This window comes from Pectobacterium aroidearum (assembly GCF_015689195.1).
Lineage (GTDB): Bacteria > Pseudomonadota > Gammaproteobacteria > Enterobacterales > Enterobacteriaceae > Pectobacterium > Pectobacterium aroidearum.
Window position 1 is genome coordinate 4,585,902 of sequence record NZ_CP065044.1, and the last position, 21,645, is coordinate 4,607,546.

21 protein-coding genes are annotated in these 21,645 nt (G+C 52.8%); 13 read left to right on the top strand and 8 right to left on the bottom strand.

Annotated elements, in window-relative coordinates; genetic code table 11:
- Window positions 1-13: 13 nt before the first annotated feature.
- From mlaC to mlaF, 4 genes are read right to left on the bottom strand one after another with little or no spacing between them, the layout of a single operon-like run.
- Window positions 14-643, bottom strand: coding sequence for a phospholipid-binding protein MlaC (gene mlaC, locus I2D83_RS20445; RefSeq protein WP_012773005.1), 630 nt, complete (start codon window positions 641-643; stop codon window positions 14-16).
- 12 nt (window positions 644-655) lie between these two features.
- Entirely contained in the window at window positions 656-1,222 is a 567-nt protein-coding gene (gene mlaD / locus I2D83_RS20450) for an outer membrane lipid asymmetry maintenance protein MlaD (RefSeq protein WP_205947222.1), read from the bottom strand.
- Window positions 1,223-1,226: 4 nt separating this feature from the next.
- On the bottom strand, window positions 1,227-2,009 hold the full coding sequence (mlaE, locus tag I2D83_RS20455) for a lipid asymmetry maintenance ABC transporter permease subunit MlaE (RefSeq protein ID WP_205947223.1): 783 nt from the start codon (window positions 2,007-2,009) through the stop codon (window positions 1,227-1,229).
- 7 nt (window positions 2,010-2,016) lie between these two features.
- A complete protein-coding gene (mlaF, locus tag I2D83_RS20460; protein ID WP_182100470.1) occupies window positions 2,017-2,829 on the bottom strand; it encodes a phospholipid ABC transporter ATP-binding protein MlaF in 813 nt (270 codons plus the stop codon).
- A gap of 301 nt (window positions 2,830-3,130) precedes the next feature.
- On the opposite strand from mlaF, the gene I2D83_RS20465 reads away from it, so the two are divergent.
- From I2D83_RS20465 to rnk, 12 genes are all read left to right on the top strand, one after another.
- Window positions 3,131-4,096 (top strand): calcium/sodium antiporter, encoded by a 966-nt coding sequence (locus I2D83_RS20465; RefSeq protein ID WP_180778488.1) that lies wholly within the window; start codon window positions 3,131-3,133, stop codon window positions 4,094-4,096.
- 57 nt (window positions 4,097-4,153) lie between these two features.
- On the top strand, window positions 4,154-5,245 hold the full coding sequence (gene kdsD / locus I2D83_RS20470; RefSeq protein WP_012773000.1) for an arabinose-5-phosphate isomerase KdsD: 1,092 nt from the start codon (window positions 4,154-4,156) through the stop codon (window positions 5,243-5,245).
- An 18-nt stretch (window positions 5,246-5,263) separates the two neighbouring features.
- Entirely contained in the window at window positions 5,264-5,830 is a 567-nt protein-coding gene (kdsC, locus tag I2D83_RS20475; RefSeq protein WP_012772999.1) for a 3-deoxy-manno-octulosonate-8-phosphatase KdsC, read from the top strand.
- Window positions 5,827-6,393 (top strand): LPS export ABC transporter periplasmic protein LptC, encoded by a 567-nt coding sequence (gene lptC / locus I2D83_RS20480; protein WP_012772998.1) that lies wholly within the window; start codon window positions 5,827-5,829, stop codon window positions 6,391-6,393. Before kdsC ends, lptC begins: the two co-directional genes overlap by 4 nt.
- Window positions 6,374-6,946, top strand: a complete 573-nt coding sequence (gene lptA, locus I2D83_RS20485) for a lipopolysaccharide ABC transporter substrate-binding protein LptA (RefSeq protein WP_012772997.1) — start codon at window positions 6,374-6,376, stop codon at window positions 6,944-6,946. The genes lptC and lptA overlap by 20 nt, the downstream gene beginning before the upstream one ends.
- Before the next feature lie 3 nt (window positions 6,947-6,949).
- Window positions 6,950-7,675 carry an LPS export ABC transporter ATP-binding protein gene (lptB, locus tag I2D83_RS20490; protein ID WP_010296638.1) on the top strand — a complete coding sequence of 242 codons (726 nt, stop codon included), beginning with the start codon at window positions 6,950-6,952 and terminating at the stop codon, window positions 7,673-7,675.
- 49 nt (window positions 7,676-7,724) lie between these two features.
- Complete coding sequence (gene rpoN / locus I2D83_RS20495; RefSeq protein ID WP_012772996.1) at window positions 7,725-9,158, top strand: RNA polymerase factor sigma-54; 1,434 nt, start codon at window positions 7,725-7,727, stop codon at window positions 9,156-9,158.
- A gap of 23 nt (window positions 9,159-9,181) precedes the next feature.
- Window positions 9,182-9,469 (top strand): ribosome hibernation promoting factor, encoded by a 288-nt coding sequence (gene hpf, locus I2D83_RS20500; RefSeq protein ID WP_012772995.1) that lies wholly within the window; start codon window positions 9,182-9,184, stop codon window positions 9,467-9,469.
- Window positions 9,470-9,565: 96 nt separating this feature from the next.
- The gene (gene ptsN, locus I2D83_RS20505) at window positions 9,566-10,039 is read left to right on the top strand and encodes a PTS IIA-like nitrogen regulatory protein PtsN (RefSeq protein ID WP_039279069.1); all 474 of its coding nucleotides are present in this window, start codon (window positions 9,566-9,568) and stop codon (window positions 10,037-10,039) included.
- A 160-nt stretch (window positions 10,040-10,199) separates the two neighbouring features.
- The gene (rapZ, locus tag I2D83_RS20510) at window positions 10,200-11,057 is read left to right on the top strand and encodes an RNase adapter RapZ (RefSeq protein ID WP_010296630.1); all 858 of its coding nucleotides are present in this window, start codon (window positions 10,200-10,202) and stop codon (window positions 11,055-11,057) included.
- A gap of 31 nt (window positions 11,058-11,088) precedes the next feature.
- Window positions 11,089-11,361, top strand: a complete 273-nt coding sequence (gene npr, locus I2D83_RS20515; RefSeq protein WP_012772993.1) for a PTS phosphocarrier protein NPr — start codon at window positions 11,089-11,091, stop codon at window positions 11,359-11,361.
- Window positions 11,362-11,532: 171 nt separating this feature from the next.
- Window positions 11,533-11,943 carry a nucleoside diphosphate kinase regulator gene (gene rnk, locus I2D83_RS20520; RefSeq protein WP_012772992.1) on the top strand — a complete coding sequence of 137 codons (411 nt, stop codon included), beginning with the start codon at window positions 11,533-11,535 and terminating at the stop codon, window positions 11,941-11,943.
- Window positions 11,944-12,082: 139 nt separating this feature from the next.
- On the opposite strand, the gene I2D83_RS20525 is transcribed toward rnk, so the two are convergent.
- Complete coding sequence (locus tag I2D83_RS20525) at window positions 12,083-15,262, bottom strand: bifunctional cytochrome P450/NADPH--P450 reductase (protein WP_205947224.1); 3,180 nt, start codon at window positions 15,260-15,262, stop codon at window positions 12,083-12,085.
- 439 nt (window positions 15,263-15,701) lie between these two features.
- Window positions 15,702-17,042, bottom strand: a complete 1,341-nt coding sequence (gene pmbA / locus I2D83_RS20530) for a metalloprotease PmbA (RefSeq protein ID WP_012772990.1) — start codon at window positions 17,040-17,042, stop codon at window positions 15,702-15,704.
- A 370-nt stretch (window positions 17,043-17,412) separates the two neighbouring features.
- On the opposite strand from pmbA, the gene yjgA reads away from it, so the two are divergent.
- Entirely contained in the window at window positions 17,413-17,964 is a 552-nt protein-coding gene (yjgA, locus tag I2D83_RS20535) for a ribosome biogenesis factor YjgA (protein ID WP_012772989.1), read from the top strand.
- A 92-nt stretch (window positions 17,965-18,056) separates the two neighbouring features.
- On the opposite strand, the gene I2D83_RS20540 is transcribed toward yjgA, so the two are convergent.
- Complete coding sequence (locus I2D83_RS20540) at window positions 18,057-19,511, bottom strand: NAD-dependent succinate-semialdehyde dehydrogenase (protein WP_205947225.1); 1,455 nt, start codon at window positions 19,509-19,511, stop codon at window positions 18,057-18,059.
- Window positions 19,512-19,650: 139 nt separating this feature from the next.
- Window positions 19,651-21,639: a p-hydroxybenzoic acid efflux pump subunit AaeB gene (aaeB, locus tag I2D83_RS20545; protein WP_181848360.1), complete on the bottom strand. Its 1,989-nt coding sequence runs from the start codon at window positions 21,637-21,639 to the stop codon at window positions 19,651-19,653.
- Window positions 21,640-21,645 lie beyond the last annotated feature (6 nt).

The following is a 21,645-nucleotide window of genomic DNA, read 5'->3' on the forward strand; positions in this document are numbered from 1 at the left end:
GTTCATATCCAAATTACTTTTTCTGATCCAACGTGATGGTCTGCTTCGCTGAGGATTCCAGCTGTTGAGTCAGGCCATCAACGCCTTTCTGACGCAGAATGGTCGCCCACTCATTTTGCTTCGTGGTGATCATACTGACGCCTTCGGCAATCATGTCGTACGCCTGCCAGTTACCGGTTTTGCTGTTCTTACGCCATTGGAAATCCAGACGCACCGGAGGGCGACCGCCGTTATCAATGATGGTCACGCGGATAGAAATGATATCGGCATTGCCCAGCGGCTGTTCAGGGGCGATCTGGTAGGTTTGGCCGTTGTACATCGCCAAAGCCTGACCGTAAGCCTGCTCCAGATAAGCTTCAAACGCTTTGAAGTAGGCATCACGCTGTGCCGGTGTCGCGTCTTTATAGTAACGCCCCAGAACCAACGCACCGGCGTATCTCACCTGAACATACGGCAGCAGTTCTTCACGCACGACAGTACGCAAATAGTCAGGGCTTTGTTTAATCTTTGGCTGCTCGCTCTTCAAGCGGTCAAAAGTTTTTTCCGCTGCTTCATTCATCAAACGATAAGGGTTCGTTTGATCCGCCGCGTTGGCTAATGGTGCCACCACCAGTAAAGCTACCATCAGTAAACGTTTAAACATGCAGATATCCTCTTATGGATGTGAAGGAACGGGTTCATTATGGTGCTCAGAGGTTGCCGCAGGATCGGCACCCGGCTCTGTACCCGATTGACCGGCATTATCTTCGCTATTACCGCCGCTCTTATATAGGAATTGACCGATGAGATCTTCAAGCACCATCGCTGACTTGGTGTCCTGAATCACACCGCCATCCTTCAGGATCGTGGTGCCCATATCCTCATCTTCAAATCCAATGTTCAGTGACAGATACTGTTCGCCCAGCAAACCAGAAGTACGAATGGCCAGAGAACTGGTATCAGGAATATGATCGTAGCGCTGCTGAATATCCATCGCTACGCGCGGCAGGTACGTTTTCTTGTCCAGCGAAATATCCGCCACGCGGCCAATGACCACGCCGCCAATGCGGATCGGAGAACGCGCTTTCAGCCCGCCAATGTTGTCAAATGTCGCGTACAGACGGTACGTCGGCTCACTGCCGATCGACTTGAGATCCGCCACTTTCAGGCATAAAAACAGGATGGCGGCCAGCGCGATCAACATAAACACACCAACCCAGACTTCAGTTTTCTTTGTTTGCATCGACTCAGTTCCCAAACATCAGTGCTGTCAGCACAAAATCCAATCCCAGTACCGCTAACGACGAGTGCACGACGGTTCGGGTCGTTGCACGGCTAATCCCTTCAGACGTCGGGATCGCGTCATAGCCGTTAAACAGTGCAATCCAGGTCACCGTAATCGCAAATACGACACTTTTAATCACGCAGTTCAAGACATCCTGACGCCAGTCAACCGCGCCCTGCATAGCGGACCAAAAGAACCCGCTATCGATGCCTTTCCAGTCCACACCGACCAGCGCGCCACCCCAAATGCCTACGGCGACAAAAATCACCGCCAGCAGCGGCATGCTGATGAGCCCTGCCCAGAAGCGTGGCGCCACAACGCGGCGCAGCGGATCGACGGCCATCATTTCCATGCTGGAGAGCTGTTCCGTTGCTTTCATCAGGCCGATTTCCGCTGTCAGCGCGGAACCGGCACGTCCGGCGAACAGCAGCGCCGTCACCACCGGACCGAGCTCACGCAGCAGCGACAGCGCCACCATCATGCCCAGGCTGGCCTCGGCGCTGTAAGTCGTCAGAATGATAAAGCCCTGCAACCCCAGCACCATACCGATGAACAGGCCGGAAACCATAATGATCAGCAGCGACTGCACACCCACGCTGTAAAGTTGTTTCACCAACAGCGGCCACTGCTTTCTGAATTCGGGTTTACCCACCAGCGCATTAAACAGCATCAGCCCGGCGCGCCCAAACGCAACGCTAGTGGAGATTCCCTGACGCCCAAGCGACGCCAACGTCCGTAATAACATGACTGCGTTAACCCCCTGAACCTAGCAGCGACGTTTTATAGTCGCCCGCCGGAAAACGGAAAGGCACTGGCCCGTCGGCGATACCATCCAGAAACTGACGGACCTGCGGGTCATTGTTCGCCCTCAGTTGATCCGCCGTTCCTTCTGCCACCACTCGTTTGTCGGCCACGATATACGCGTAATCGGCGATGCTCATCACCTCAGGTACATCGTGAGAAACCACAATGCAGGTCACACCCAATGCATGGTTCAACTCATCAATGAGCTTCACCAGCGTCCCCAGCGTGATCGGATCCTGCCCGACAAAAGGCTCATCAAACATAATCAACTGCGGATCGAGCGCAATCGCTCTCGCCAGCGCCGCACGCCGCGCCATGCCGCCGGACAGTTCCGCAGGCATCAGTTCCGCCGCACCGCGTAGCCCCACCGCTTCCAGCTTCATCATGACGATGCTACGCAGCAGCGATTCCGGTAGCCTGGAATGTTCACGCAGCGGCCAGGCAACATTATCAAACACGTTTAAATCGGTGAATAACGCCCCGGACTGAAACAACATGCTCATTTTCTTGCGCGCGTTATACAGTTCGCTGCGCGACAGCGTCGGGATATTCTCGCCATCAAACCAGATTTCGCCGCTGTCCGGCTGTAGCTGCCCGCCAATCAGGCGCAACAGCGTGGTTTTACCGATGCCGGAAGGCCCCATGATCGCGGTGACCTTGCCTTTAGGCACATTCAGCGTGATGTCCGTAAAAATCTCTCGCTCTCCGCGCCGGAAGCTAAGACCACGGATCTCAACCAGATTAGTTGCCTCATGGTGCATTATTTCCATTCCTTACCAATCAGTACGCCAGTCAGTACGCTTATGCAGCGTCTTTCACTCCAGCCTAACGGCTGACTGTCATCAACGTGAGAGTTTTACAAAAACTTACCGTAAGTTCTTGTCCAAAATGGCGGCATAAGCCGTTATCGGGTTTTACTTATCGCGACAGGTTTTACTTTTTCGCCTAGCACCGTCAGAATTAGCACTCATCACAGAAAAATGCTTTTTGTGCGAAATTCGTCCAGAAATGCTGACTTATTCGACAACAAGCCAGTGATTATATCCTATTAAAGGACGCTGCATGCTTTTTGCAACACTACTCTTGTTCGTTGGTTTGCTACTACTGGTCTACGGTGCCGACCGTCTTGTCTATGGCGCTGCCGTGCTTGCGCGTTCCCTTGGCTTACCGCCTTTCGTCATCGGTATCACGATTGTGGGCTTCGGCACCTCTCTACCCGAGCTGATCGTTTCCGTTACCGCCGCCTTGAACGATCAGAACGATATGGCCGTTGGTAATGTTATCGGTTCTAATATCGCCAATATCTTACTCATTCTCGGCAGCGCAGCGCTCATTCGACCGCTGACAGTACATTCAGCTATCCTGCGCCGAGAATTGCCGCTCATGTTGTCGGTCACTTTATTGTGTGGCGTTTTGCTGCATGATAGCTACTTGAGCCGCGCCGACGGCATGATGCTGCTCTTTGCCGCCATTCTCTGCCTGGTGTTAATACTTCGCATGGCACAACAGGCGCAGCGGGAAGGCGGCGATAGCCTGACCCGCGAACAGCTGGCGGAACTCCCACAGGACGACAGTAACCAGATGGTCGCCGTACTGTGGCTGATTCTTGGCATGATTATTTTACCCATGGCTGCCCGCATGGTGGTGGATAACGCCACCGTCATTGCACGCTACTTCGATGTCAGCGAATTGACCATTGGACTGACGATATTGGCTATCGGCACCAGCCTGCCCGAGCTTGCTACCGCTATCGTCGGGACGTTGAAGAAAGAAGATGATATTGCGCTAGGCAACCTGATTGGCTCGAACATTTTTAATATCGCGATTGTGCTGGGCGTCCCCGCGCTGCTCTCGCCGGGCGCACTGAATCCTCAGGTTTTTCAGCGCGACTATTGGGTCATGCTGGCGGCGAGCGTGCTGTTGACCGCACTGTGCCTCAGCAAAAAACGCCGTATCGGGCAGGGCGCGGGCGCATTATTATGCTGCGCGTTTATCGCCTACCTGACGGTGTTGTTCTTTTTTTCATAAGAAACTGTTTTTCATAATTAAGCTGTTCCGTTTTTCATCATAATCAGGACTATTGGTATGTCACAGTTTGAACAAGATGCTCATCTAAAACAGCAGTCTGACCGTGCACTATCCGATCATGCAACACAAGCCGATCACGCACCACAAGCCGATCATACGCGACAAAAGTCTCATGAACTGCCAGCCGATTTCGACTTCCAGCAGGCGGGTAAGCAGGTAATAAGCATCGAACGCGATGGGCTTGCGCAATTAGATCAGTACATTGATGATAATTTTACCCTCGCCTGTAAAAAGATATTCGATTGCCAAGGCAAAGTTGTGGTGATGGGAATGGGCAAATCCGGTCACATTGGCTGCAAGATGGCCGCGACTTTCGCCAGTACCGGTACGCCTGCTTTTTTTGTTCACCCAGGCGAAGCCAGCCACGGCGACCTCGGTATGGTAACGCCGCACGATATCGTGATCGCCATTTCCAACTCTGGCGAGTCCCATGAGATTCTGTCGCTGATTCCCGTCCTGAAACGTCAGAAAGTGTTCCTGATCTGCATGACCAGCGCGCCAGAAAGTACAATGGGTAAAGCGGCGGATATTCACCTGTGCGTGCACGTCCCGCAGGAAGCCTGCCCGCTCGGTCTGGCTCCCACTTCCAGCACGACCGCGACGTTGGTCATGGGAGATGCGCTGGCCGTGGCATTGCTACAGGCGCGCGGCTTTACCGCCGAAGATTTTGCCCTTTCTCACCCTGGTGGCGCACTCGGCCGCAAACTTTTACTGCGCGTCAGCGATATCATGCATTCAGGCGACGAGATTCCGCATGTCCCACACGATGCTTCACTCCGTGATGCACTGGTGGAAATTACGCGCAAAAATCTGGGTATGACGGTAATCTGCGAGGCGGATATGAAAATTCAGGGCATCTTTACCGATGGTGACCTGCGCCGCATCTTCGACATGAATATTGACTTGAACAGCGCGCGCATTGCTGATGTGATGACCGCGGGCGGCATCCGGGTCGCACCGCAAACGCTGGCGGTGGATGCACTTAACCTGATGCAGTCACGCCACATCACCTCAGTGCTGGTGGCAGAAAACGATCGTCTGGTCGGGATCGTCCATATGCACGATATGCTGCGGGCTGGCGTGGTTTAAAAGAAAGGATAATTGTGAATGAGTGAAGTCAGGGCGCAAACCGATACCTGCTATGGGCCAGTCGATCAACAGGTACTGGATAAAGCCCGTGAAGTTCGCCTGTTAATCTGCGACGTTGACGGCGTGATGTCCGATGGTCTGATTTATATGGGCAACCACGGCGAAGAGCTGAAAGCCTTTAACGTCCGCGACGGCTATGGCATTCGCTGCTTGCTGACATCTGGCATTGAGGTTGCCATCATCACCGGGCGCTCGGCAAAACTGCTGGAAGATCGGTGTAAAACACTGGGCATTAACCATCTTTATCAGGGGCAATCGGATAAGGTTTTGGCCTTCAACGATCTGTTGGATAAACTATCAGTAACGGCAAATCAGGTCGCGTATATCGGCGACGATATGATCGACTGGCCGGTGATGGCACAGGTCGGGTTGAGCGTCGCCGTGGCTGACGCCCACCCGCTGTTGTTACCACGCGCAGATTATGTCACCCGCATTGCGGGAGGGCGTGGCGCAGTACGTGAGCTGTGTGATTTGATTCTGTTCTCGCAGGACAAGCTGGAGCATGCCAAAGGGTTGTCAATATGAGTAAAACCAAACGTTGGCTCACCGCTTTTCTGGCCCTGTTGGTGCTTATCCTTATCGGCTGGAATATTGCGGATGACGACACGGTAGCGGCACCGGATGCAAACGACCCCGCCGTACCGGTTTATACCAGCGAAAAGACCAACACCCAGGTATACAGCCCTGCGGGTAAGCTGAGTTACCGACTGATTTCGGAAAAAGCGGAATATTTCAACGACGAGCAGTTGAGTTGGTTTACCGCCCCCGTTGCCACTCTGTTCAACGAACAGGGGACGGCAACCTGGTCAGTACGCGCCGACCGCGCCAAGCTGACAAAAGACAAGATGCTCTATCTGTACGGCCACGTCGAGGTGAATAGCCTGACGAAAGACGCACAGCTTCAGCGCATCACAACGAATAATGCCCAGGTGAATCTGGTGACGCAGGACGTTTCATCCGATGATGAAGTCACCCTGTACGGGACCAGCTTTACCTCAAGCGGAATGAAAATGCGCGGAAACCTGCGTAATAAAACGGCCGAGTTGATCGAAAAGGTAAAAACCTCTTATGAAATCCAAAACCAATAACCTGATGCGTAACACCCTGATCGCCAGCTCGCTGTTTGCCGTCAGCGTTTCCGCCTTTGCCGTCACGGGCGATAGCAACCAACCTATTCGCATTGATTCAGCACAGCAATCTCTGGACATGCAGGGCAATACGGTGACGTTCACCGGCAATGTTGTCGTGAAACAAGGGACGATTGAAGTGAAAGCCGACAAGGTCGTCGTGACACGCCCACAAGGCACGCAAGGCAGTGAAGTGGTAGAAGGCTACGGTAACCCTGTGACGTTCTATCAGATGCAGGACAACGGCAAACCGGTGAAAGGTCACGCGCAGAAAATCCGCTACGAGCTGGCCAAAGACCTTCTGGTGCTGACAGGCAATGCCTATCTGGAACAGCAGGATAGCAATGTCAAAGGCGATCGCATCACTTATCTGGTGAAACAGCAGCAGATGGAAGCGACCAGCGAAAAAGGAAAGCGCGTAACGACGGTATTGGTTCCCTCTCAGCTTCAAGATAAAGAGAACAAGAGCCAGCCTTCTCGTTCTCAACAACCGCAACCACGGGTCACTGAGTAAGTTATGGCAACATTAACCGCAGAAAATCTGGCCAAGGCGTACAAAGGCCGTAAGGTCGTCGAAAATGTCAGCCTGACCGTCAATTCCGGTGAAATCGTCGGCCTGCTCGGGCCGAACGGTGCTGGCAAAACGACAACGTTCTACATGGTTGTGGGTATCGTCCCGCGTGATGAAGGGCGTATTGTCATTGACGACGACGACATCAGCCTGCTTCCTTTGCATGAACGTGCGCTGCGCGGCATCGGCTATCTGCCGCAGGAAGCCTCTATTTTTCGTCGCTTAAGCGTCTATGACAACCTGATGGCCGTGTTACAGATCCGTAAAGATCTGACGACCGAGCAGCAAGAAGATCGTGCCAATGAGTTAATGGAAGAATTCCATATTATTCATTTGCGCGATAGTCTGGGACAATCGCTGTCCGGTGGGGAAAGACGCCGCGTAGAGATTGCGCGTGCGCTGGCAGCGAATCCGAAGTTCATCCTGCTGGATGAACCGTTTGCGGGCGTAGACCCGATCTCCGTACTGGATATTAAAAAAATCATTGAGCATCTGCGTGACAGCGGACTTGGCGTGTTGATTACCGATCATAACGTCCGCGAAACGCTCGATGTCTGTGAACGAGCCTACATCGTGAGTCAGGGCAACCTGATCGCCCACGGTTCGCCGACCGATATTCTGGCCGATGAACAGGTGAAGCGCGTCTATCTGGGCGAAGGCTTCCGACTCTGATAGGGTAATATTTTATCTTTGCAGTACTTATGGGACGTTAGCGCGATTTATGAAGCAAGGTTTGCAACTCAGGCTTAGCCAGCAACTGGCCATGACCCCACAGCTCCAACAGGCCATCCGCCTGTTGCAACTGTCCACGCTTGAATTGCAACAGGAAATTCAGCAGGCGCTGGAAAGCAATCCGTTGCTCGAACAAACGGATCAGCACGACGAAATCGAGTCATTTGAAAAGGCAGACAGCGATTCACTGGATACCGGTGAAGCCCTTGAACAAAGGGACATGCCGGAAGAATTGCCGATCGATGCCACCTGGGATGAGATCTACTCCGCAGGCACGCCATCGGGCACGGGCACCGACTATCGCGATGAAGAACTGCCAATTTATCAAGGTGAAACCACGCAAACACTTCAGGATTACCTGATGTGGCAGGTTGAGCTGACGCCGTTTTCAGATACCGACGCGGCCATCGCGACCTCTATCGTCGATGCCGTGGACAACACCGGCTACCTGACCGTTCCGCTAGAGGACATTCTTGACAGCATCGGCGATGACGACGTGACATTGGAAGAAGTCGAAGCCGTACTCAAACGCGTACAACGCTTTGATCCCGTTGGCGTCGCTGCCCGCGATCTGCGTGATTGTCTGCTGGTACAGCTTTCCCAATTCGCCGATAGCACCCCACGTCTGGCCGAAGCTCGCCTGATCGTCAGCGATCACCTCGATCTGTTAGCCAATCATGATTTCCGCAGCCTGATCCGCGTGACTCGTTTGAAAGAAGAGGTGCTGAAAGAAGCACTAGCGTTGATCCAATCGCTCGATCCACGTCCGGGGCAGTCGATCAACACCGGCGAATCCGAATACGTGATCCCTGACGTGCTGGTACGAAAAGTTCAAGGCATATGGGCCGTTGAACTGAACACCGACAGCATTCCCCGCCTGCAGATTAACCAGCAGTATGCGGCACTGGGCAACAGCGCACGCAACGACAGCGACGGGCAATTTATCCGTAGCAACCTGCAAGAAGCGCGCTGGCTCATCAAGAGTCTGGAAAGTCGCAATGACACGCTGCTGAAAGTAACCCGTTGCATCGTCGAACAGCAGCAGGATTTCTTCGAGCAGGGTGAAGAATTCATGAAGCCCATGGTACTGGCAGACATCGCTCAGGCGGTGGATATGCATGAATCCACCATCTCACGCGTCACGACACAGAAGTTCCTGCACAGTCCACGCGGCATTTTTGAGCTAAAATATTTCTTCTCCAGCCATGTGAATACCGATAGCGGCGGAGAAGCCTCGTCAACGGCCATCCGCGCGCTGGTGAAGAAGCTTATTGCGGCGGAAAACCCCGTGAAGCCACTAAGCGATAGCAAACTGACGGCGTTGCTTTCCGATCAGGGCATCATCGTGGCGCGCCGTACCGTTGCAAAATACCGAGAGTCTTTATCTATCCCACCATCAAATCAGCGTAAACAACTGATTTGATCTCAACAGAGAAGGAAGACACTATGCAGCTCAACATTACCGGACACCACATCGAGATCACTGAACCGCTGCGTGATTTTGTGAATGGCAAGTTTGCCAAATTAGAGCAGTATTTTGACCGGATTAATCAGGTCAATGTGGTATTGAGAGTGGAAAAAGTTCAGCAAATTGCCGAGGCCACGATCCACGTTAATGGCGGCGAGCTGCATGCGACCTCAGAAGCGGAGGATATGTACGCCGCGATAGATTTATTGATTGATAAGCTGGCGAGACAGCTCAATAAGCATAAAGATAAACTCAAGCAGCATTAATTTTCTCCTTTGCCGTTTGGCAAAGGAACAAACTCGCCCCATCCATCGGATGGGTCGGGATCACCAGAAGTGAAAGCGTCGTTAAGTGAAAATAAAATGAACCACGATCCCGTATTGCAACTCAGCACCGTATTACGTCCTGAGTGCACCCGAAGCACCGTCCACTGCCAGAGTAAGAAACGGGCATTGGAAATTATCAGCGAGCTGGCCGCCAGGCAGCTTAATATTCCTTCGCAGATTATCTTTGATGCCATCCTGACCCGGGAGCGGATGGGCAGCACGGGAATCGGCGGCGGCATTGCCATTCCTCATGGCAAGCTGGAGGACGATAATGCACTGGGCGCCATCGGTGTTTTCATCCAGTTAGAGCAACCTATTGCTTTCGATGCCATTGATAATCAGGCCGTTGATCTGCTTTTTGCCTTGCTGGTTCCGGCGGAACAATGTAAAACCCATTTGCATACCCTGTCGCTTGTTGCCAAGCGGCTGGCGGATAAAACGGTTTGCCGACGCCTGCGTGCGGCGCAAAGCGATGAAGAGCTGTACCAGATTATGACGGAAGCCGGTTAAGCCGGACGATCGTCATGCTCACGATGGCGGGTGACTCGCGTCACGTTCAGAGAATGCTTGCAATCCGTGCGCGAAGCCGTCATTTTTTTAGCTATACATCACTTTATAAAAACAGTGGCAATGAGAATTCGCCATCACGTTGCCAGAGGGGAGTCGTCAGATGGTGCTGATGATTGTCAGTGGTCGCTCAGGTTCAGGGAAATCTGTCGCCCTGCGCGCACTGGAAGATATGGGGTTCTACTGCGTAGATAACCTGCCAGTGGTTCTACTGCCGGAGCTGGCTAATACGCTTGCGGCACGTAACATTTCCGCAGCAGTCAGCATTGATGTGCGTAATATGCCGGAGTCGCCAGAGATCTTCGAGCATGCCATGGAGCAACTGCCACCTAGCTTCTCGCCTCAATTGCTGTTTCTGGATGCCGATCGCAATACGTTGATCCGCCGCTATAGCGATACTCGTCGCCTGCATCCGCTCTCCAGCAAGAATCTGTCTCTGGAAAGCGCCATTGATGAAGAAAGCGATCTGCTGGAGCCGCTGCGCTCACGCGCTGACCTGATTATCGATACCTCAGAGATGTCGGTGCATGAACTGGCTGAGATGCTGCGTACCCGACTGCTCGGCAAGCGAGAACGTGAACTTACGATGGTGTTCGAATCGTTCGGCTTCAAGCACGGTATTCCCATCGATGCGGATTACGTCTTTGACGTACGTTTCCTGCCGAACCCGCACTGGGATCCGAAACTGCGCCCGATGACAGGTCTGGATAAGCCCGTTGCGTCCTTCCTCGACAGGCATACCGAAGTTCACAATTTCATCTACCAGACCCGCAGCTATCTGGAACTGTGGCTGCCAATGCTGGAAACCAATAACCGCAGCTATCTGACTGTCGCCATTGGCTGTACCGGCGGTAAACACCGTTCCGTCTACGTCGCCGAGCAGTTGGCAGACTACTTCCGCTCACGCGGTAAGAACGTCCAGTCACGCCATCGTACGCTGGAAAAGCGTAAACCCTCGTAATAGTCGGCAAACCAGTACAGCCAGGTAACCCATGACAGTCCGGCAAACGGTTGAAATCAAAAACAAGCTGGGCATGCACGCTCGCCCAGCCATGAAGCTGTTCGAGCTGGTGCAGAGCTTTGATGCAGAAGTGATACTGCGCAATGACAGCGGCACCGAAGCCGAAGCCAGCAGCGTGATTGCCATGCTGATGCTGGACTCCGCCAAAGGGCGGCTCATCGAGGTGGAAGCCACTGGCCCGGATGAAGCACAGGCGCTTGCCGCCGTCATCGGGCTGTTCGAAGCCGGGTTCGACGAAGACTAGCGATTTCCTTAGCAGGCTATCTGCCAGCCTTCGTGACAAGGATCGCTTCACTTTCCCTTCCGAACCTCCTACTATCTACCTACATAAATCATAATATTTTCTTATACCCCCTGCTCCTTTGGGCGCGGGGGTTATTTTTATATCATCTAAAAATACCAACTGGAGAGGAGTATGACGAAACCTAACCTGACAATCAGTGAATTGGATGCAGAACGTCTGGATATGTTATTGGAGCAGCCCGCCTTTGCGGACAGCGATATCGCACAGGCGTTGAATGAGGAACTGGATCGGGCGGAAATTCTGCCTTCAGCATCGATTCCCTCACATGTCGTCACCATGAATAGTCGGGTGCGTTTCCGCGATCTGAATACCAACGAAGAGCACATCCGCACGCTGGTTTATCCAGCCGCGGTGAAGGACAGCCAAGAACCGCTGTCGGTGATGGCTCCGCTGGGCGCGGCACTATTGGGAATGCATGTGGGAAATGCTATCACCTGGCAGTTGCCAAACGGTGAAGAAACGCGAATTGAAGTATTGGAACTACTCTATCAGCCTGAAGCCGCGGGCGAGTACCACCGCTAAATTAGCGAGGTACGATGCCAATACCGGCATAGCGTAACCGCCGTCGGACAATGCTGACGGCGGCTCCTGCTAAATACTTTCTACTTCAGCGACATATGGTCGTTCGGAAACGGGATTATCCCCGTTACCACAGTTTACCTCAGATGAACATATCAACCACATACCTCCCTTGCTCCCGCTCAAGTTTATCAGCCCAGAGCATGGCTTCCGTTTCGTTACTCCCTGTCGCTTCGCGGTAAATACGGAGCAGCATGTCTCGTACCTCAGGGACCATCCGCAAACCATCCCCGCAAACAAAGAGAGAACCGCCGTTGCAAAAGAGCGTCTTAATACGCTCCCTGTCAGCCCAAACGCGATGCTGAACGAAGGTAACCTCCCCATCAGGCTGATGGGAAAATGCAGGCAACACCGTCACAATATGACTTTTCTCCCAGGCAGCAAGCTCATCGCGATAGAGATAATCGACATCGGGATGGCCTGTGCCAAAAAACAATAGCGCCGGACCAACCTTCACTCCGGCCGCCTGCTGCAATGCACGTTCCTGTAGAAAACCACGAAATGGCGCTATACCTGAACCTGCACCGATCAAAATAATCGGTATCGAAGGATCATCCGGTAAATGGAAAAACGGGCTAGAAGGGCGTACCACAATGGCGATACGATCGTCAGGTTTCAGAGAAGCAAGGTAGTTGGAAGCGACGCCTTTGTAACGGCCTATACCGGATAACGCTGGCGAATCGACGACCGCGACAGTAAGCGTAACGTGGTCCGGTTTCCATGCTGGCGATGATGATATTGAGTACTGCCGTGCTTTAATAGATGGCAGCATTGTAAGGTAGCGACGAAAATCAGTCGGACAAGATTGGAAGCGATAAAGTAGATCCAGCACGCTCAAACGCGGTGCCAGCACGTCATTCTCGTAATGCTCCGTGGCCAGTTTTTCAAGCTCCATTTTTTCTGGCGGGCAGCGTGTTGCCGCCGCCAATGCTGCGACCTGTGCCCGCGTAGCCGGTTGCGACAGCTCAACATAGTTTCCCAACAACTCTGCACAGCTAATGGGTTGTCCAATCGGCAGCCCCGTGACATCGGGAGCTTGATTAATGACAAGCATCATATCGGGTGACAGACCAAAACGCCGTAATACGCGATCTATCTGATCATCTGAGTTTCTCGGCAATACGGCAAGATAATCTCCCGCTCGGTATGCCATCCCTTCCGGCAACCTGATTTCAATATGCCTTTTTGAACGTGCGAAAGGTGATGTCATGTCGACAAGTTCTCGATTTTCAACCACAACCCCACGTCCCATATCGGGAATCTGTAATGTACTGACGCGATCGGTATGAACAAATTCCAGTTCGAGTTCAGCTGTGCCCTCAGCCACGGCTCCCTGTCTACCGAATGCCGTTGTCAGCGCAGGCCAGAGTTTGGTGCACCAGTCGTCAAAATTGCCGAAAAAATCCCCACCAGAATCGGCAACGCCTCGCTCATGGATACGCTGCCCCCCTGCATGTTCAAGTGCGAGATCCACTCGCTTGGGTATCGCCTGATAGGTACGCACCCATTGTAAGTTACCACAACCAAATACGCTGAATTTCAACCCTGACAGTGCATCATCCGCCAGTCCCTCAACCCAAGGGACAAAATGGCGTGCATTGTTCGGCGGCATCCCTTCATAAGAGGCAGTGACAACAATGAGTGCACCGGTTTGCGGTAACTTCTCAGCATAATCATCCAGCGCTGCGAGCGTAGAGGCAAAACCGTATCTCTGTGCATCAGCCGCGATACGGTTAGCGAATGCTTCTGAAGATCCGGTATTGCCGCCATGCAGCACCAATAAGGGGATAAGATCCTGATGGTGCTGTGCCTTGGCCACAGGCATCACGACCATCTTGTTTGAGGTCTCTTTGGGCGTGACACCTCGTACCAGCGTTTTTGACGGTTTACGCACCCGAATGCGGATTTTCAAGTTATCGGGTTTAATCGTCAAACGTTCGATAATCTTCAGCTCATAGGAAGGATCACTCAGTTCAAAATCAAAACGCTGCAACATCATTGCCAGTACAAGCTGTGCTTCCTGCATAGCAAACATTCTTCCAATGCAGGCGCGTTTGCCGGCGCCAAAGGGCTGCCAGGAATTTGGCAGCAAATTCTCTGCATTATCTGGCCCGAATCGCTCTGGTTTGAACAGGTTGGCATCATCCCCCCATGCTTTGACATCACGATGAAGCTGCGGTTGAAGGATGACGATCGAATCTTTTGGAGTAAGGTGGTATTTACCCGCCAATATCGTATCCTGTATGGGACTCACGACGTGGCCACCGGCAGTAGGCCACATACGCAAACTTTCCATCAGTATCTGTTCCAGATAGCGTAGCTGAGCAAGGTGCTCAATACGGGGTATTTCATCCCCAAGAACCTCATCAACGATAGCCCGCGCTTTATTCAGAACGTCTGGATTTTTCAACAAAAAATAAATAGTAAAAGAAAGCATACCGCTGGTGGTTTCATGACCCGCAACCAAAAACGTCAACATCTGATGAGCAATATTCTCATCAGACAGTTTTTCCCCGGTTTGCGGATCGACGCCATTCAACATGCGATTGAGCAGATCGTTTTTTTCACTCGCCTTCGGATCCATTTTTCTCGCCGCGATCAGTTGCTCTACCACTGAATACATCAGCGCTTTATCTGTCCGGTATTGGCGAGTGCTAGGAATCATCAATTTGTTCACGATTCCAGGTCGGCGCACACGTAAACCGGCCTCTTTAAGCGAACCGACTATTGCTTTCACGAAAGGCAGCAAATCATCACGGTAGAAGCTATTGAAGCGATAATCGAACCCACAGAGAGCGATCGTATCCAGCGTTAGCCGGGTCATATTATCAGCAACATCAATATCGACATCGGGGCCAAAACGCTCCCAACGCAAAAACATCTGCTCTGAAATATCCAGCATCTTATCGAACATCGAGCGAACACCGAGCGGGCCTAATGCTGGCATCAAAATTCGATGCGCCTTACCCCAATTAGGCTCATGAGTATGAGCCGTAAAAAGTCCATCACCGCCTAGATAACGTAATTCGAGTAATTCTGCACTTAACTTTTTCTCAAAGAGACTTTCATCACTCAGCTCGTTCACGAGTTCCTGAGAGGAGGCAACATAAAACTCATCGCTAAAAATTCGCATTTTAAAGAATGGGCCGTATGTTTTTGCTAATTTCATTAAACTGTCGATGCTATTACGGGGATCCACATCAGCCAAATTGCCAATGACCGGTTTGATGGGAGGTTGGGGAACAGCTGTCTTTCCTGACATAATCCATATCCTTATGAAGAAACAACACGTTAATTTCGCTCCAGCGCTGTTTACAGCCCCCACGGTAAAGCCCGTCCGGATATTACCCAGCCGATATTAGCGAGTTCATCATGGCCATATAAATCCAAACTGAGAGAAATAATCAGGCGGACTTAAAGCCATTACCGTTCATTACGAAATAATGCAGGCTCTAAACAATCGCTTTAAAAAATAACAAATCAAAGTAATGGGGAGAACAGAATTTACACAAGCACCGCATTTATAGCTAATTGCCACATCGCGCGCGTAAAATCTGCTATTTAGCGCATTTCATTTTAACAGGAAGACAGGCATCACATCACGGTACGCCTGAAAGATCAGGCCCGTACCGTGATGCATTCCAGGATAGAACACAACGGCACAACTAGAGCCGGGACTCCATCCCCAACGCGCGGCGCCATTATTCCCCTGCGATCTTCATGTCAGGCAACAACACGGAACCACACTGGATATTGCTTCGGGTTTCGATATCGTTCCCCACCGTCACAATATTGCGCAGCATGTCTTTCAGGTTACCCGCGATCGTAATCTCACTGACCGGATACTGAATTTCGCCGTTTTCGACCCAGAAGCCGGATGCCCCGCGGGAATAATCCCCCGTCACACCGCTCACGCCCTGCCCCATCAGTTCGGTCACCAGCAGGCCTTTGCCCATCTGTTTCAGCATACCGTTGAAATCCAGGCCTTGTCCGGCAATCCGCCAGTTATGAATACCCCCCGCATGACCGGTGCTCTTCATTCCCAATTTACGTGCGGAGTAGCTCGTCATCAGCCAGGTCTGCAAGACCCCTGCTTTCACAATCTCGCGCGCCTGAGTCCGTACGCCTTCGCTGTCGAACGGTGTAGAAGCCAGCCCTTTGAGTAAGTGCGGCTGTTCCTCAATCGTCAGCCACTCTGGCAGAATCTGTTGACCCAGTTTGTCCAGCAGGAAGGTCGATTTACGATAAACGCTGCCGCCGCTGATAGCGCCAACCAAATGGCCAAACAGGCCTGTCGCTACTTCGGCAGAGAACATTACCGGCGCCTGCATGGTTGGCAGTTTACGCGGTGACAGACGGGATAACGTGCGGCGCGCGCACTCTTCGCCCACCCATTCAGGGCTAAGCAAATCATCCAGCGCACGGCCAACGGTGTAGGCATAATCCCGCTCCATATCGCCATTCACTTCGGCAATCACGCAGCTGGACATGGAATGACGGCTGGAGCAGTAGCTTTTTAGAAGACCGTGGCTATTGCCGAACACCTTAACGCCATAATGACTGTTAAAACTGCCGCCTTCGGTGTTGGTGATACGCTTGTCAGCCTGTAATGCGGCCTGTTCTGCGCGAGCGGCTAACTCAATGCCACGATCCGCATCCAACTCGGTCGGATGGAACAGATCCAGATCCGGCGCGTCAAACGCCAGAAGATCGCGATCCGCCGGGCCAGCAAAAGGATCGACAGAGGTATAGCGCGCAATATCCAGCGCGGCTTGTACGGTGCGCGCTATCGCATCTGGGCTGAGATCGGTAGACGATGCGCTGCCTTTACGCTGTTGATGATAAACCGTGATGCCCAGCGCACCATCGCTATTGAATTCAACATTTTCAACGTCACCATAGCGGGTACTGACGCTAATGCCTGTCGTTTTTGTCACCGCGACTTCTGCCGCATCAGAACCGGCACGCGCCAGTTCCAGCGCCTGAGCAACCGCGAGCTCCAGCGCTTTACGCTGCTCTGCAACCTGAGTAGTTATCGTCATTGTTCTGCCATAATGAGTGGAAGAAAGCTCACCATCATCATCCCCACTCGAAAAATATGAGTAGAGAGAAATATGCTCTAAATAATTCAAGTTTCAGGAAGGCGGCAAGCGAAGGAATCCCGATGAGCTTACTCAAGTAAGTGATTCGGGTGACTGAACGCAGCCAACGCACATGCAACTTGAAGTATGACGAGCATAAAATGGTGTAGCATAATGCTTTCTAGTCTAACAGGATCTACGGACAATTTCGCACAAAGCCCAAACCTGTTAGTATCAGCCTCTTTTTTTCTGGTGGGCACGCTGTTCACCATCCCGGAGCCCCTACGCGTAGCGTTAGACATTGCTCCTGGACACTTTTTAGGAGCCAACCATGAAGCAAAAGTACGAAGACTGGCTGAATGACGTCCCGGATAATCAAGAAGACGACGAAGATGATGAAATTATCTGGGTCAGCAAAAGCGAAATAAAGCGCGATGCCGAAGCGCTGAAAGATCTCGGTGCGGAACTGGTCGATCTGGGTAAAAACGCCCTGGAAAAGATCCCGCTGGATGACGATCTGCGTGCAGCCGTGGAACTGGCGCAACGGATCAAGAAAGAAGGCCGACGCCGTCAGCTCCAACTGATTGGTAAAATGCTGCGCGCCCGCGATCCAGAACCAATCCAAACCGCGCTGGATAAGCTGAACAACCGTCATAACCAGCAGGTGGCGTTATTCCACAAACTGGAACAGCTGCGTGACCGTCTGATTGAAGAGGGTGACGACGTGGTTCCCGATATTCTGGCACTGTATCCCCATGCAGACCGCCAGCAGTTGCGTTCTCTGGTGCGCAACGCGCAAAAAGAGAAAGCGGCGAATAAACCGCCGAAATCCGCCCGCCAGATCTTCCAGTATCTGCGCGAACTGGCTGAAACCACAGACTAATGGCAAGAGCGGGATGAGGAGTATGACTCACTCATCCCGCACATGACTGGCTTCGGACGCATTATCACTCCAGATCGCTATGTCCAGTCACATTACAATCCGCCCAGATGCCAGGTTTTTACTTCCAGAAACTCATCCAGTCCCAGAACCGAGCCTTCGCGACCTAATCCTGACTCTTTCACACCGCCAAATGGCGCCAGTTCGGTTGAAACCGCGCATTCGTTAATACCCACCATACCGCTCTCAAGTGCTTCTGCCACGCGGAATACACACTGCAAATTCTGGCTGTAGAAGTAGGCTGCCAAGCCAAACGGCGTATTATTCGCACGCTCAATCACCTCTTCTTCCGTTTTGAAGCGGAAACATGGAGCGACCGGACCAAACGTTTCTTCCTGCGCAAGCAACATCGCTTCATTGGCATCAACAATCACCGTCGGCTCAAAGAAGCTGTGGCCCAGCTTGTGCCGTTGACCACCGACCAGTGCCTTACCGCCTTTTTCCACCGCATCATTGACGTGCTTCTCTACCTTCTCGACAGCCGCATCATCAATTAACGGCCCCAGTACAACGCCGTCATCCATGCCGTTACCGACCTTAAGCTTTTTCACTTCTTTCGCGAGCAGAGAGACAAACTCATCGTAGACACCATCCTGAATATAAAACCGGTTGGCACTGACGCAAACCTGACCTGCGTTACGGAAACGGTTAGCAATCGCACCTTTTACTGCGGCCTGAATATCCGCATCGTCAAACACGATATAAGGCGCGTTCCCACCCAGCTCCATCGACACTTTCTTCATAGTGTCCGCGGCGTTGCGCACCAGCGTTTTCCCGACTTCCGTTGAGCCGGTGAAAGAAATTTTGCGTACTTTATCGCTTGCCATGACGGTATCGCTGATCGCCTGCGTATCGCCCGCCACGCCGTTAAGTACCCCATCCGGCACACCCGCCTGCTGCGCCAGCGCCAACAGCGCAAACGCAGAAAGCGGCGTGTTGTTAGCGGGTTTGATGACGCCAGTACACCCTGCGGCCAGCGCCGGCCCCAGCTTACGTGTCAGCATCGCCAGCGGGAAATTCCACGGTGTAATGGCAACAACGACGCCAACGGGTTCACGCGTGGCATAAATCTTCGATCCGGGTTTCGCAGATGGAATAATCTCACCGTTAGCCCGCTTGCCCTGCTCAGCAAACCACTGAATGAAACTCGCCGCATAGACGACTTCACCTTCAGCCTCCTGCACTGGCTTGCCCTGTTCGGCAGTCATCAGCTCCGCCAGATAGCGCTTATTCTCCAGAATCAGCTCGTACCAGCGATACAGAATTTCAGAACGTTCCTTCGCAGTTTTACGCTTCCAGGCGGGAAAGGCGGCATAGGCAGCGTCAATCGCCGCCTGCGTCTCTTTCTTCCCCGCTTTTGCTACGCTGGCAATAGTCTCACCCGTCGCCGGATTCACTACCTCGAAGGTGGATGCGCCTTGCTGCCATTTTCCCGCCGCAAAGTAGCCCGTTTTGAACAGTTCATGATCCTGCAAATTTTGTCCTGACATCGTGTTACCTCCTGAAAATGGTCATATCCCATGACGTTACGAGGGAAGCTATAGATAATTCAGTATAGGAGTGATGAACGCAGACTGCGGTACTCTCGGATTAATCGTGAGGGTTGTCACTCTGCCTTGTCTACTGAGCTTAGTTACTCAGCGCATGCTGATAATCACGCAGGATACCGGTCAATCGCCCCACCGGCGCAGTGACGCTCGTGGGGAGCTGCTGTTCCGTCAGCATCTGCTGATAGCGTTCAAGCTCGCCTAACAGCTGCGTGAAATAGCGGCTGCGCGTGGTGTCGCGTCGGGCCAAAATCACCTGCTCCGCCGTCGCCCGAATCTGGCGATGAAAGGCAGAGAGTGCCGCGTTTTGTGGAATATCCAGCGTTCTCAGACGCTGGTGCATGATGATCAGCCACAGTGCGAGACGATACTTGGCAATATCGTCAGGGAAGCGGTTAAGCAACAGGAACAACTGTTGATACAGCGCAGGCAGGTGGTTTTCCTTGCGCCGCGTCGTGTTGGTCGTCAGCGCTGAAACCGCGCCATACACAAAACGGTTCAGCAGCGTTCTCCCCGTATGCGCCTTGGTGTTATCTCGGATCAGCAGGATCACCATCAACGCCAGAAAACAACCGATGATCTGCCCGATCGCGCTGTCCAGAAATTGGCTGATGTGGAACGTCATCGGGTTGTCCAACACCAAGATATTGATCGTACTGGCTAATGCGCCCAGCGAACCGAGCCGACGCTTTTGTACTTCAAGCCCGAGAAAGAAAGCCATCGCCCCCAGGCTCAGGCACAGCAGCAGCATACTTTGCTGCGTTGACGGCATAATAAACATGAACATCAGCGCCCCCAGCGGCAGCGCGTAGATCGTCCCGAAAAGAAAATCCTTCGCCATCATCTGTGGATTCGGTAAACGCATGGCAAGCGACGTAACCACCGCAATCATCACCATACACACGCTGCCAGAGGTCCAGCCGGTGCTCAGCCAGAACAGGCAGCCCAGCGCCGTCGCCACGCCGGTACGTAAGCCGTTGATCATGGCATGATGGGTTTCGGCTGATGGCGCTTTAATTTCCACCTCGCTGTTCAGCACATCGGCTTCAATCGTCGTGATACGCCCGTTGGTCTGCACCCCTTTTGCCAATAGCAGATAGCGCGTCGCAGCGCCTACCCAACTGACCAGTGTAGGCGGCACATCACGGCTATCAGCCGCAATCAGATGGCGCAATGCTTTCACACGGCAATGCACATCGCGAAATGACTCAACAGGCTGATCCAACACCAGTTTCAGGCTGCTTTTCACAGGGGTTGGAGCATCCTGCAAAACCAGATAGGTTTCACACGCTTGGGTAATCATCGTAAGTGATTGCGTATGCAGCGACGTTAAGCGGCGATTACTGTTCTGCCAGCGCGAGGATTCCAGCATCAGGCTGCTGCGCATGCCGCTTAGCGCGGTCGTTTTACGCACCAGAGCGTGCCATGCCGCATCGATGGTTTCTTTCTCCGCCCCGCTCATGCTGAGTTGCAATAACCGATATTGATCCACCAGCAGCTCACCCATGCTGCGGTCAACGTCCTGCTTGATCGAACGCGGCGAGAACAGTAAATCCGCCAGAATGGCGCAGACGATACCCAATACAATCTCGCTACAGCGCTCCACGGCAAACTGCGGCGTCAGCAGCGGCGTTCCCTGCGTCGATACAATAATAATCAGCGTGGTATAGCCCGCCAGCCCGAACACATAGGCATTTTCGACTTTAACCAGTGAGGAAACCCAGGTGCAGAGGCCAGCCCAAATACAGCACAGCATCAGCATCACAACCGGTGCGCGAACGGTGGCAATAATGATGATAAGTGCGCCGATACAGCCGATAAACGTGCCGACGACACGCAGCATGCCACGATGGCGAATCGCGCCGGAAAACGGCTCACCGCCTGCGGCAAATGCCGGGCCGGCCGCGACAATCGCCGCCGTCAGCACCGACCAGCGCGGGGTTTCCAACTGGAGATGGAACCCCAGAAATAGGGACAGCACGATCGCAAAACTCAGTTTGAAAGCAAAACGCAAGCGCGCAAACTTCGGTGTCGTAAAGAACACGGGGCCTGTCAACGACGGAGTTTTCATCGTCGC